At 58.4% G+C, this 12,207-nt stretch carries 16 protein-coding genes; 4 read left to right on the forward strand and 12 right to left on the reverse strand.

Features of this window, described 5'->3' with window-relative positions:
- Positions 1-207: 207 nt before the first annotated feature.
- From A8V01_RS06355 to A8V01_RS06375, 6 genes are all read right to left on the reverse strand, one after another.
- On the reverse strand, positions 208-387 hold the full coding sequence (locus tag A8V01_RS06355) for a hypothetical protein (protein ID WP_103095094.1): 180 nt from the start codon (positions 385-387) through the stop codon (positions 208-210).
- A 126-nt stretch (positions 388-513) separates the two neighbouring features.
- Positions 514-810, reverse strand: coding sequence for a UvrB/UvrC motif-containing protein (locus A8V01_RS06360; RefSeq protein ID WP_103095095.1), 297 nt, complete (start codon positions 808-810; stop codon positions 514-516).
- Entirely contained in the window at positions 810-1,655 is an 846-nt protein-coding gene (locus A8V01_RS06365) for an oxygenase MpaB family protein (RefSeq protein WP_103095096.1), read from the reverse strand. Before A8V01_RS06365 ends, A8V01_RS06360 begins: the two co-directional genes overlap by 1 nt.
- A 516-nt stretch (positions 1,656-2,171) precedes the next feature.
- Positions 2,172-2,996 (reverse strand): IS5 family transposase, encoded by an 825-nt coding sequence (locus tag A8V01_RS06370; protein ID WP_103095097.1) that lies wholly within the window; start codon positions 2,994-2,996, stop codon positions 2,172-2,174.
- A 280-nt stretch (positions 2,997-3,276) separates the two neighbouring features.
- On the reverse strand, positions 3,277-3,798 hold the full coding sequence (locus A8V01_RS28090; RefSeq protein ID WP_146037206.1) for a hypothetical protein: 522 nt from the start codon (positions 3,796-3,798) through the stop codon (positions 3,277-3,279).
- Complete coding sequence (locus tag A8V01_RS06375; protein ID WP_103095098.1) at positions 3,788-5,080, reverse strand: tyrosine-type recombinase/integrase; 1,293 nt, start codon at positions 5,078-5,080, stop codon at positions 3,788-3,790. The genes A8V01_RS28090 and A8V01_RS06375 overlap by 11 nt, the downstream gene beginning before the upstream one ends.
- Positions 5,081-5,228: 148 nt before the next feature.
- On the opposite strand from A8V01_RS06375, the gene A8V01_RS06380 reads away from it, so the two are divergent.
- Both A8V01_RS06380 and A8V01_RS06385 read left to right on the forward strand, forming a co-directional pair.
- Entirely contained in the window at positions 5,229-6,257 is a 1,029-nt protein-coding gene (locus A8V01_RS06380) for an outer membrane protein assembly factor BamB family protein (RefSeq protein WP_103095099.1), read from the forward strand.
- Between the two features lie 59 nt (positions 6,258-6,316).
- On the forward strand, positions 6,317-7,069 hold the full coding sequence (locus A8V01_RS06385; RefSeq protein WP_103095100.1) for an SDR family NAD(P)-dependent oxidoreductase: 753 nt from the start codon (positions 6,317-6,319) through the stop codon (positions 7,067-7,069).
- Positions 7,070-7,360: 291 nt separating this feature from the next.
- On the opposite strand, the gene A8V01_RS06390 is transcribed toward A8V01_RS06385, so the two are convergent.
- The 5 genes from A8V01_RS06390 to A8V01_RS06410 all read right to left on the reverse strand — a co-directional run bounded on the left by A8V01_RS06390 (position 7,361) and on the right by A8V01_RS06410 (position 10,309).
- Positions 7,361-7,933: an MgtC/SapB family protein gene (locus A8V01_RS06390; RefSeq protein WP_103095101.1), complete on the reverse strand. Its 573-nt coding sequence runs from the start codon at positions 7,931-7,933 to the stop codon at positions 7,361-7,363.
- Positions 7,926-8,534, reverse strand: a complete 609-nt coding sequence (locus A8V01_RS06395; RefSeq protein WP_103095102.1) for a DedA family protein — start codon at positions 8,532-8,534, stop codon at positions 7,926-7,928. Before A8V01_RS06395 ends, A8V01_RS06390 begins: the two co-directional genes overlap by 8 nt.
- A 110-nt stretch (positions 8,535-8,644) precedes the next feature.
- Entirely contained in the window at positions 8,645-8,941 is a 297-nt protein-coding gene (locus A8V01_RS06400) for a plasmid stabilization protein (RefSeq protein WP_103095103.1), read from the reverse strand.
- A gap of 90 nt (positions 8,942-9,031) precedes the next feature.
- A complete protein-coding gene (locus A8V01_RS06405; protein WP_245892351.1) occupies positions 9,032-9,658 on the reverse strand; it encodes a class I SAM-dependent methyltransferase in 627 nt (208 codons plus the stop codon).
- A 42-nt stretch (positions 9,659-9,700) separates the two neighbouring features.
- Positions 9,701-10,309 carry a flavodoxin family protein gene (locus tag A8V01_RS06410; RefSeq protein WP_103095104.1) on the reverse strand — a complete coding sequence of 203 codons (609 nt, stop codon included), beginning with the start codon at positions 10,307-10,309 and terminating at the stop codon, positions 9,701-9,703.
- Between the two features lie 106 nt (positions 10,310-10,415).
- Here A8V01_RS06410 and A8V01_RS06415 point away from each other — a divergent pair, with 106 nt between their 5' ends.
- Positions 10,416-11,267 (forward strand): SDR family oxidoreductase, encoded by an 852-nt coding sequence (locus A8V01_RS06415; RefSeq protein WP_103095105.1) that lies wholly within the window; start codon positions 10,416-10,418, stop codon positions 11,265-11,267.
- Between the two features lie 111 nt (positions 11,268-11,378).
- Positions 11,379-11,645 carry a DUF2171 domain-containing protein gene (locus A8V01_RS06420; RefSeq protein ID WP_103095155.1) on the forward strand — a complete coding sequence of 89 codons (267 nt, stop codon included), beginning with the start codon at positions 11,379-11,381 and terminating at the stop codon, positions 11,643-11,645.
- 45 nt (positions 11,646-11,690) lie between these two features.
- Here A8V01_RS06420 and A8V01_RS06425 read toward each other — a convergent pair whose 3' ends face one another.
- Entirely contained in the window at positions 11,691-12,062 is a 372-nt protein-coding gene (locus A8V01_RS06425; RefSeq protein ID WP_103095106.1) for a PRC-barrel domain-containing protein, read from the reverse strand.
- Between the last annotated feature and the right edge of the window lie 145 nt (positions 12,063-12,207).

Here is a 12,207-nt window from a genome sequence, read left to right on the forward strand (position 1 = left end):
CTCCAGCCGCATGGTCATGTCAGTCAGATTGCGCTCCTTGCCTGTGAAGCTGATCGCGTGGGAGGCGCGGCGACTATCCTGGCTCCACAACGCACAGAGAAAGCGAAAGAAAAGGGGCCCGCCGGCTAAATTTGATTGATCTGTGTTGATGGCGGCATCGCGCCGCACCGGCGTCACCGGGCGGCTGAGCCGGGTCACACCGTTTCGTCAGGCTCCCTTCGCGCGCTGGTCTTCAGGATAGTCTTCGGGCCTGACGGTGCTTTCCGAAGGTCGGTCCTTCAGTTTCTGAGGCTTCTGGCCGCTTTCATTCTGCTCGTGCGGATCGAATGAGTCCGGGCGCGCATCGCCCATCGGGCCGCGCGGAGTTTCCGGATCGCTTTTGGACATGTTGATTTCCTTCGGTTCGGGGCGTGGATAGGGCCGCCGCCCGGTATCGAGGAAGAAAGCCTCCGGCAGGCCCCCGCGTTCCCGGAAGACGCAACGAAGTTATCCTTTCCTACGGCCGGGTGCAGGTCAGTCCGGGTCCTTGCGTCTCCTTCGGCGGCCCTTTGTTAGTGGGTCCGGTTTCTTCGGCGGTGTCCATCCAGGAGGTGGCTTTACGTGCCCGCGGCTTGTGCCAAGCCCCATCGCTCCCGGTTGTTGACGAACGAGACCGGAGGGATCGATGTCCTGTGCCAGCGTATCGGCAGGAATGCCGCGCAACAGGCTGATCCGGTCGCGCAGTTGCGCCGCCTGCTCAAAATCCCCCTGCGCCGCCGCGTCGTGCATCGCGCGATGCAGGTCTCGTAGCTGCTCGTCCTGGCGGGCCATTACCTGAATGCCCACCGCAGCGCCTGCGCAACGCCCAGCGTGCTCGCGCGCACCAGCGGTGTTCGAAGCGGCGAGGGAGACAGGCCATGGAACGCGCGGGCCCAGCGTGGCAGCAGATCGACACCGGCCTGTGCGGCAAGCCTGCCGGGCAGGCCAGCGAGCCGGTTCGCTGCGACCGGATGCAGGATCAGCCGGGCGACTTCGGCCGTTCGCGCATCCGCCCTCAGCGCCGGACGCATCCCGGTTATCAGGCGGTTCGCCTCGGCCCGCGTGCGCGGCAGGGGTTCTGCCCCCAGCGCCCCGCCGATCAAGGCCATCTCGGCAAAGTATCGGTCCTGGTCGGCGCGTGACATCCAGGGCTCGCCGTAGCGAATCCAGGCGTCGAGGAAGCTGTGGGTCTCTGTGACATGCACCCACGCCAGAAGCGCGGGTTCGTTCGCTTGATACGCCGTGCCGTCCGGCAGATGCCCCTTGACGCCATCATGGACGGACCGGACCCGCCTGATCATAGCCTCGGCTGCGGACCGATCGGCATACGTGGTTGTGGCGATGAAGCGGGCGGTACGCCGCAGCCGGCCGTGCATGTCGGCGCGGAAATTGGAGTGGTCCCACACGCCTGCCAGAACGCCGGGATGCAACATCTGGAGCAAAAGGCTAGCGATGCCGCCTGCCATCATCGAGGCGACGTCACCATGGACTCGCCAGGCGACAGATGTCGGCAGGAATAGCGCATTTTCGCTCTTGGTGACCGGCTCTTCGCCTCTGGTGTGGTCGTTGAATATCTCGACGATCTTTCGTCGGATGGCACGCTTGACCGGATTGGGGGTGAAGTTGCCTTTGGTCATGGCTCTTCTAACGTACCGTCGTCACAATCGCTCCTGGGACGGCGGCGCGGTCGTCTCGTACCGCGCGCGCTTGGGCCGAACTCACTCAGAGCGGCGCTTTCGGCTAGCGATAGGCGAGGCGCCGGAAGGCGTTGTTCGTTTTGCCAGCCAAGTCGTGTGTTCTGTTGCTGCCGCCAATTGTGGGACCGCCGGGCTCCGATGAACGCCGATCTTACGACGTAATCATCGATGAATGATCGGAGTAACTCGACCGCTGATTAGCCAGGAAATCAGTTCATCCATCGAATATCGAATATAATGACCAAAACGTATAAAACGCGGCCCCCCGCCGTCTGAGCGTAAATCGTTCAGATGCTTATGGCTCAAAGTTAATATTTTACTTGCAGTTTTTGGATCGATAATAATTCCTCGTCCGAAAATATCGATGAAGGGGTTTTCGCATATTCTCTCGATGGTGAGCCTTCTTCGAACTTGGCTTTGTATACACCGATGTCGACTGAGAGTCCGTTTGGAAAATCAGGGGTGAACGTTTCGGCGTAGGAGATTGCCGCCCATAGCGACGAGGATCATGGCCTGCGAGACGTCGATGCGCTTCTCGTAATCGCGGACCAATCGGCGCCATCGGATCATCCAGCCAAAGGTCCGCTCAACGACCCATCGTCGGGGCAGAACCTTGAAGCCCTGCTGCTGATCGCTGCGTCGAATGACCTCGACGACGAAATCCAGGTAGCTGGCCTTGTCCATGAGCTTGAGGCGGTCATAGGCGCCATCGGCGAAGAGATGTTTGATCCAGGGCCAGCGTTTGCGGATGCCATCGAGGATGGTCTGGGCGCCTGCGCTGTCCGAAATGTCCGCAGTGGTCAGGTTGACCATCAGCAGCCGTCCATCGGTATCGACGGCGATATGCCGCTTGCGCCCGAAAACCTTCTTGCCTGCGTCGAACCCACGCTTTTCTGCCGATGGCGCCTTGACCGACTGGCTGTCGATCACTGCTGCGCTCGGACTGGCCTCCCGCCCTTGGCGCTCGCGATCGAGCATCAGTTCGATGTCGTGGATCGTCTGGAACAGGAACCTGCGAGCCAGTTCCCGGAACCAGCCATAAACCGTCTGCCATGCACCGAAATGGATCGGCAGCATCCGCCAGCCACAGCCCGACCGAACAAGGTAGCGCACGGCGTTGATTACCTCGCGAAAATCCACCTCGCGTGGACGGCCCCGGCGCCCCGGCTTGGGCATCAGGGGCGCTAGGCGATCCCATTCCTCATCGGTCAGATCACTGGGATAGCGCTTCGTCTTCTTCGCAATCTGGGCCATGCGCCCTCGGCTCTGATGGGTCCACATCCAGAGCCTGAATCAGACGCAGAGCCTCGCGACAACCCCCGCCAACGATTTTCCAAACAGCCTCTGAGCAGTATCGAACTGCTCTACCGATTTTAAAGTATGGCAATCCATAACCGCGCGCCCTGTAGTATGAAAGATCTTCTTTCCGGATCCCTAATATCCGTTCAGCTTCCGCAGCCGTAACAAGGCCTAGCGAAGGTACGTCTTTGCAGAAGTTGACCGCTCGCAGTTCGATTGGCCTCATCTCGTGTTAAATACATAATTCATATACTGTCCCCCGTCAGGTGTGAGATTGTTCAGCTTCGTGAGGATCGAGTTGTCGGTCGGAGTGTCCTGGATCCATGCGTCGACTTTTCTTGAGCCACGAAATGACGTCCCCAAGAAAATAGCGGACATGGCGGCCGTAAGTTTGATATTGCGGACCGTAACCAAACTGCCGGAACTTCCAGATGGTCCGGATATCGAGGGTTAAGAACGTCGCCACTCCGTGGTGATCGAGAACTATTATTTTTGTTGATATATCGCTGAAGGGATAATTACTAAATCTCGGCATTCGGTGCCCAAGTACAGATGAATTATAGTAAAGTTCAATGTCACTTTCAGCGTATCGAATGGCACCGCCCATCTTAAAGTAGGGAATCTTCACGCGCCGCCCGCATTCTTGCCTTGGTCGCCGCAGGCGTACGCCTAAGCGGTGCTCAGCCTCCCGGGCGGTAATCAGTGGAAGAGGCGCGATGTCTCTGACGAATAGCAACGAACGCCAGTCGATTGCCCGCGCGGGATTTTCGCCGTCATCGGTCATTTACCGCACTCCATTGGGTGGCAGCAATTTTCCTCGTCTCACCTAACTTCCTGGGCGACAGTCCACGAATTTTACCAGCTGGCTTGAGTTCGATATTCTCGACCGGCGGTCCGGCTAGCATTGCTGACTTTCGTTCTGAAACAAGTTCGGCGGCAGCTCGGACTTGCTCGTCTTCGGCATGGACATAGCTCATGAATACCTTGACGGCCTTATGGGCGGTCAGCGCCATCCCGACTTTCAGTGGAACGCCAGAATTTGCGATGTCCGTTGCAGTGCGGTGACGGATGGCATGCGTCCCGACATGCGGGATCTCGCATGCAGTGAGAACGCGCTTCCAAGCTTGCCAATATAGACCGGGCTTCAGCGCCTTCATGTAATTGGTCGTGCCTGGGATGACAAAGGGTGAGCCCTCGAAGCGGGGGGCCGATTTCAGCAGGCGGTAGGCCTCGGCGCTGATCGGCTTCGAAATCGGCCCGGTCTTGCTGTCTGGCCAAGTCACTCGACGTTCTTCGAAATCGATCCATGACCACTCCAGATTTGTGATCTCGGACATTCGAGCCGCGAAGGCGAACTGGAGGCGGATACCGAGGGTATAAATCGGATGTTCCAGCCCGAGCGTGTCCGCCCGATCGAGATAGTCGAACACTTTCCTCATTTCCGCATTCGAGAGCAGTCGCGTGCGTTTGCCCGCAGGATAGCGCGGAATCATTTTACAAGGATTTGTTCCGTCAGTCCTATGGCCCCAGACCTCTGCGCATTTGAACATAAACCTTAGGATATCGAGCGCCTTGTTCGCCGAAATGGGTACACGCGCCATATCTCGGACGAGGTTGGCAATATCAACTCTGGTCACCTCATCTACTTTAATCGCGCCGATTCGAGGAATAATGTGTTTTCTGAAGAGCACTTTATACCCATATGTAGTCAGGGGTTTATTATTAGGAATTGAGTGACGGCTAATGAATTCGTCGCAGAACTGCCGCATCGTCGGATTCTTTCTGGCATAGTCTTTGGCCTGAGATGGATCCTTTCCTGCGCGGACCCTAGCAGACCTCTCCTGAGCGATTGCGCGAGCCTGTTCCACGGTCAGTGCGCCGAAAGAGCCGATAGCAGGCTTGCGACGCTGGCCTGCCAAGGTCCGATACTGCAGCATAAATATCTTGGAGCCAGCGGGAGTGACTTTGCAAAGGAAGCCCGGGACCTCTGTATCTCGAAGTTCGTAGGCTTTTGGCTGCACTTCGGCGGCATCGAGAAGTCGCTTCGTAAGCTTTTGAGTGGGCATTTGAATCTCCTCGGTGGAGAGAGCCTAGGGGCCAAATAAGAACCGCGCGGACGAAAGTCCGGGCGAGCAACGGCGTACAATGCGCTCTTTATACGCCTCCATAAGGCCAAATTTAACAAGGTCTTATCGTGTTGAGGCGTAGTTTAGCATGCTGCATCGTGAAGCTTTCCCTAGCAGGGACTTCGACATCCCGATCGGCCCTTCGCTGTTCAACCTCAAGGATGGAACCCCGGCGCTCATCCAGACGACCAAGATGGGCCAAATCTTCATGCTCAACCGTGCGACCGGCAAGCCGATTGCACGTGTAGAAGAGCGTCCTGTCGACCAGGTCGGCGCTACTCCCAACACGTTCATTTCGAAGACACAGCCGTTTTCGGTCGGCATGCCCAGCCTTACGCCGCCGAAGCTTACGCCTCAGGATATGTGGGGGGCGACGCCGATCGACCAGCTTAGTTGCCGGATCGACCTCGCCCGTGCTCGTAACAGCGGTATCTTCACGCCGATCGGGCCGACGCGTTCCATCGGTAATCCAGCCTTTGATGGCGTGACCGATTGGGGCGGTGCCTCTGTCGATACCCAGAAGCGCATGATGTTCGTCAACACGATGAACATGCCTTTCTACTTCCAGCTGGAAGATCGCACGACGGACCGGGCTAAGGAACTCCTCAAGCGTAAGAGCAGCGGCGGCGAGAATGCCAAGAAACTCGACGTGCGTGTACAGGAGAGGACCCCCTACCTTGCCACGCTGCGAGCATGGCTCAGCCCATTCATGGTTCCTTGCGTACCGCCGCCCTGGGGTGAAATGGTCGGCATCGACCTCGATACCCGCAAGGTCATGTGGAAGAAGACGCTGGGCACTTCGCGCGACAACAACCTGTTCGGTCTGCAGCACAACCTGCCGCTTCCGACAGGTACGCCGAACCTGGGCGGCTCGATCGCAACGGCTGGAGGTGTGGTGTTCATTGGCGCGACGACTGACCAGTACATTCGCGCGTTCGATGCCAAGACAGGCAAGGAGCTATGGAAGCACCGCCTCAAGGCAGGGGCTACCGCAACGCCTATGACGTATCGCGGTCCAGATGGCCGACAGTATGTGGTCATCACCGCTGGTGGTCACGGAGCCCTGGGCACTCGCTACAGTGACGAAACAATTGCTTTTGCGCTTCCCCGCAAATGACACCGGAAGGGCGGCCCTCGGGTCGCCCTTCTTCTCATCTAGTTTAGGAGTATCTCTCAATGGATCTTGGGCTTCAGGGTAAGAAGGTCATTGTCAGCGGTGGTTCGCGCGGCATTGGCCGAGCGATCATGGAACTGTTCCTTGCGGAAGGCGCGCAGGTCGCGTTCTGCGCACGAGGTGAGGGCGGTGTGCTGGAGGCGCAGGCAGCACTGGGCGATTCTGCCTTCGGCTCAGTTGTAGACATCACGAAGTCTCAGCAAGTGACCGAGTGGGTTAACCGCGCTGCAGAGCGTATGGGCGGCATTGATATAGTCGTGCCGAACGTTAGCGCCCTCGCAGGTGGCAGCGATCTGGACACTTGGCGGCGAGCATTCGAAACCGACCTGCTCGGCACCGTCACCATGGTCAGCGCGGCGTTACCGTTTCTCAAATCGTCGACTGCTGCATCGGTCGTACTGATATCTAGCGTATCAGGTCGCGAAGTCGACATGTTTGCTGAGCCCTACGGGATCTTGAAGGCAGCGCTGATCCATTACGGGAAGACGCTGTCGGTACGACATGCGACCGATATGATTCGGGTCAACACAGTCTCTCCGGGCAATGTCTATTTCGAGGACGGCGTTTGGGGGCAGATCGAGCGCGATACGCCCGAAGTTTTTGCACAGTGTCTTCTGCAGAACCCCTTTGGCCGCATGGCAACGCCGAAGGAGGTCGCGAACGCGGTGGTGTTTCTTGCAAGCGCTGCAGCCAGCTTCATAACTGGCACAAATCTTCTGATTGATGGGGGGATTACGCGAGGGGTTCAGTTCTGACGCGCGAAGCTTAACACCTCAAGGCGGCCGGGAAACCGTGCCGCCTTTTCTCGGCCATGCGCAGGCCCGCACATAGGCGAACGCTAAATGTCGGTACTGATGGGTCCGTTGTTCGACACATCGCTAGGAACCGGCAGGAAAATCCCAACGAGCGTTTTTCCTCGGACCGTTTGCGCAAGATAAACGAATGGCTGGTTTCGGGCGCGTGGCAAACCGGGCGCAATATCCGATTTGGGCGCAGTGCCGCCGAGCCGCTCTCGTTGATCTTGGCCGCTAACTGACAGTCCCGCCTTATTGAAAAGGATGGGTGCTCCATGCCGCAACTGAAGAGCGGCACGGATTTTCCTCCTCGCCAAGCTGATCGGGTGGAGGAGAGGGAACGGCAGAGCCACGGCGGTTCGGCATTTGCACGGTTTTCTGACTATCTGGCGAACCACCATTTTTCGGTAGCATGCGTTCAACGAGGGTGGCAGCAACCAGCAGCAAGACTGCGAGGGCAGTGCCGGCCAGCACCAGAATATACTGCCCGGCTCCTGCGGTTATGCCCACCGCCGCTGCCATCCAGAGACTGGCCGCAGTTGTCATGTTGCGGACGTCGCCTCCGCGCACAAAGATCAGGCCTCCGGCAATAAAGCCGATAGCTTGGGCAAGCCCCTGTATGACGCGAACAGGATCGCCTTCCCCATGGTGTTCCACAAGTTCCAGGGCAGACAAGGTGAGCATCCCTGAGCTCAGCGCGACAAGACCATGTGTTCGCAGGCCTGCATCGTGGCCGTGGCGTTCGCGTTCGAACCCCAGGACGAGGCCCAGAAGCGTCGCAAGGCCGAGCCTCATCAGGGTCGTGGGCAGGTCGTCTTCAAGCATTTTCGGCACTCGGCTTGAAGGTGATGACGCGGTAGAGATAATACAGCAAGACTGCCGCCATGATCGCCAGGCCAGCAGGCCCGAGATAACGATCGACTGCCGAAAACTGTTTGCCGAGAAAGTATCCGGCTCCTGCAAGAACACTATTCCACACAGCCGATCCCAACGTAGTCAATATGACAAACCGTGCGAAGGTGGTGCCGAACAGGCCTGCCGGAATCGAAATCAGGGTGCGCATACCAGGAATGATGTGAGCGACAGGAATGGCCCATGAGCCGTGCCGATCGAACCAGTCGTCAATGTGCTCGATATCGCTGGCCGACAAGGTAAGCCAGCGCCCATGGCTGTCAGCCAGCTTTTTTAATCGCCGTTCGCCACATTTGCTTGCCAACCACCACCAGAAGGCGGCGCCAGTGACCGTCCCTATCGTGCCGGATATGATGACAAGTATGATGTTGAGGCCGCCATCGGCCGCAGTGTAGCCTGCCAGGGGCATAATGACTTCAGAGGGTATGGGGGGAAAGACATTCTCAAGCAGCATGAGCAGCGCGATGGCCCAGTACCCCATCTGCTCGACAATCGCGGTGATCCATTCCGTCATAAGCCGCTATCCCGAAGATCGTGAAGATTTGCAGTTCATCACCAGGACACTCTCAATGTCATGCGCGCCACTCAAATCCGGGTGCAGCGCCATCATCTTGTAGATCGACATCAGGTATTTCCCGTGCGTCGGCGGGTTTCCCAGCCTTTTTTTGCGGCAGCCGAGCGCTTTTCGGCGCTCTGGCTCGATCCGCCCTTGCGGCCGCCTTTGCGCGAACTCTCGTGGTTTTCCTTCTTGCCGCGGCCAGAGCCAGATTTCTTTCCTCCCCCGGACTCCTTGTTGACCGTCGCCCAGGCGCGCCTCTCTGCTTCCTCCTTGCCGACACCGCGGTCCTCATAGCCCTCTTCGATATGCTCGGCCTTGCGCTTCTGCTTGTCGGTGTAGCTCGACTTGTCTCCGCGAGGCATGATCCATCTCCTTGTCGGTTGCCCCCGCCAATCCTTGAACGCGGCAGTAGCCAAATCGCCCCGATCTGTGTCGATCGGTTTGCCGCATTGTCAGGAGACGCGCTCTGGATCGTTCTTTGCCGAATCGAAGCGCCCGCCTGTTTCTGAGCCTTTTAGAGGATTGGCCGCCCAATAAAGGTGACAGGGCGGTATGTTGCACCATTCGAAGCCTTTCCGCACCTGAGCGAAATTGCGATCGATGAGGCGGCGGATAGCAGTGCGCATCTGATATGCCGCAAGAACACCAGTCGGCTTCAGCGCCAGCGCGGTCTCGTGCATGATAATGTCCGCCTCTGTTTCGCCCAGCGTCGAGAATGGCAGACCGGTGAGAATGCAGTCGGCTCTTCCGCAAGTTTCCGCACCGATATTGCGGCGGACATCCCTCGCTGATCCTTCGACCACTACCAGGCGAGGATCGTCGCACTTCTCACGCAGCTTGGCAGCGAACGCTTGACTTGTTTCGATCGCGATCAGCTGCGCATCTGGACGCATGCGCCTGAGCATCTCGAAGGTGAATCTGCCGCTGCCCGGTCCATATTCGACGAGGACCTCGATGTGGGACCAGTCCAACGGGGCAAGCATGCGACGCACCATTCGGGCGCTTGCGGGAAAGGCCGAGCCGACCATGGACGGATGCCGGACGAACTCCGTTGCGGCAATCCATCCTGTATCTTTCACGAAGCTTTCTCCCTGCATGCTGATCAGAGCAAGAATTTTGACTCAGCCGGGATAGGGATTTTTCTGCAGCAAGCCGGCCAGATGCGCGGCGTTACCAGCCACCATCTTTGCAGTTTCCGTCACCTTGTCCGGCGTCGTTGCCAAATCCTTGAAATCCGTAGAGCCCATCGCCTCTCCGACCCAGTAGCAGGCAGCAACTGCAGGGATCGTCCACCCAACGTCATTTAGCGCCTGAAAGAGCTGAGCGGATGAAAAATGCGCGCCGTCCTCATTCCCAACGATCGCAGCCACCGCGACTTTCCCATAGCTGGGCATGCGTCCCTGATCGTCTGCCTCCGAGAGAAACGCGTCCATCCGTTCGAGCACGCGTTTGGCTACGCTGGAGATCTGCCCCATCCAGATCGGGCCGCCGAAGATGAGGATGTCGTGCGCGAGTATTTTCTCGCGCAGCGCAGGCCAGGCATCGCCGTCCCCTTCGTCGGATGTCACGCCGGCTTTGATATCGAGCGCTGCCACCCGCACTGTTTCGGTAATCGTGACCTGACGGTCGGAAAATGCGTGTTTCAGCACCGCGATCATCGCGTCGGTCGAACTTGCCTCGTTCGCGTCGCTCTTGAGCGTACAGTTGAGAGCCAAGGCCTTGAGTGGCATCGATCGTCTCCGTTGGTGTCGGCTGCCGCAGGCATGCGATCACCCGTTCTCAGACAGGAGAACTCATCGGCGGGAAAAGGGTTCTGTCTTCAAAGGAGATGCCGCCATGACCGAGACCGCCCAGATGATCCACGAAGATGCGCTTCCCGGGCACGAAAGCAAACTCGAGCCAAAGCCCGACTGGCAGCCCCGTTACAAGGGTTCGGAGCGTCTAAAGGGCAAGGTTGCGATCATCACGGGTGCCGACAGTGGCATCGGACGCGCTGTAGCAGCGCTTTATGCCCGCGAAGGCGCTGACATCGCCATCGTCTATCTGCTCGAAGATGACGATGCCGCCGAAACGAAGCGGATCGTCGAGGCCGAAGGCCGCAAGGCGATCACGATCCGCGGCGATATTGGGGAGAAAGATTTCAGCGAAGAGATCGTGCGCAAGACGCTCGATGCGTTCGGTAGGATCGACATTCTCGTAAACAATGCCGGCGAGCAGCATCCCGATGACGACATTACAGACATAACCGAGGAACAGCTGCGTCGAACCTTCCAGACGAATATCTTCGGTATGTTCTTCCTGACTCAGGCCGCGCGCCCACACCTCAAGCCGGGCGCGGCGATCGTCAACTGCACGAGCGTCACCATGTATCAGGGCAGCAAGGATCTGCTCGACTATAGCTCGACCAAGGGGGCGATCACGGCCTTCACGCGGTCATTGTCGGAAAATCTGGTCGGCGATGGCATTCGCGTGAATGCGGTCGCACCAGGACCGATATGGACGCCGCTAAATCCATGCGGCGGCGCAAGGCCTGAAAAGCTGGAGCATTTTGGCGAGAGCACGCCCATGGGTAGGCCGGGCCAGCCCAATGAAGTCGCCCCGGCCTTCCTGTTCCTCGCCTGTGAGGATTCCAGCTACATGTCCGGGCAGGTGCTCCATCCAAATGGCGGGATCATTGTGAACGGCTAGATCGCTCCGTCTAGGGCGCGCGGGACATTGCGACCCGATGCCCGGGGCCGCCTGATCGAGCTCAGCCCGGCAAAATGAATACAGAATGTTCACCCGATGGAAGGAACTGAGATGACGGACCTGAGCCAAATCAAGGAGCATATGGAAATCATCGGCGCAGATGGCGTTCATATCGGCACTGTCGACAAGGTCGAGGGTGATCGGATCAAGATGACAAAAGCGGACAGCGGTTCGCATTCCGACCACCATCACTATTTCTCCAGAGGACTGGTGGTTGCCGTCGAGGGTAATCAGGTCCGCCTGTCGGCTGCAGGTGCAGCAGCCGTTCTGCTGGAGGAGGAGGAAGGCGGCGAGGCGCTTAGCGACAAGGCGTCATAAGCGCAAAGAATAGCCGGCCCCTTGGGGCCGGCCACTTCAGTCTGATCAGAAGGGGTAGTTGAGCCCATAATAGCCATATACCTCTCGCCCATAGGCGCGGTCGTAGGCCGGCTCGCTGTCGTTTGCGTAGCGGGGTGCCTTTTCCAGAACGCTCTTGTCCAGATTAACGACATAGCCGCCCTGATCGGTATCATAGGTCAGTACGTCCCAGGGTAGCGGGTAATAATCGCTCCCCAGCCCGAACAGGCCGCCGAACTGAAGCACGGCGTATTCCACCTTGCCCGAGCGCTTTTCGACCATGAAATTGTAGATGGAGCCGAGCTTTTCGCGCTGGGCGTTGTAGACGGTGGTGCCCTCAACTTTGTTCGAGGCGATGAGCCGATTGGTTTCGTCCGTAGCGATGTCGGTCTGCGCCATGACATCTCTCCTTGCATGTGGTGGGTGTTCAGGGCGAACGCGGTAGAGAGGCCCACGATCCCCAGTTTATGGTCTGATCGTCAGGGCGACCCTCAAACTCGCTCAGCTGCCCTCGGTGGCGCAGGAGTTGAGCGAAATTTGCTCT

This window comes from Novosphingobium guangzhouense (genome assembly GCF_002896965.1).
GTDB classification, from domain to species: Bacteria; Pseudomonadota; Alphaproteobacteria; order Sphingomonadales; family Sphingomonadaceae; genus Novosphingobium; species Novosphingobium guangzhouense.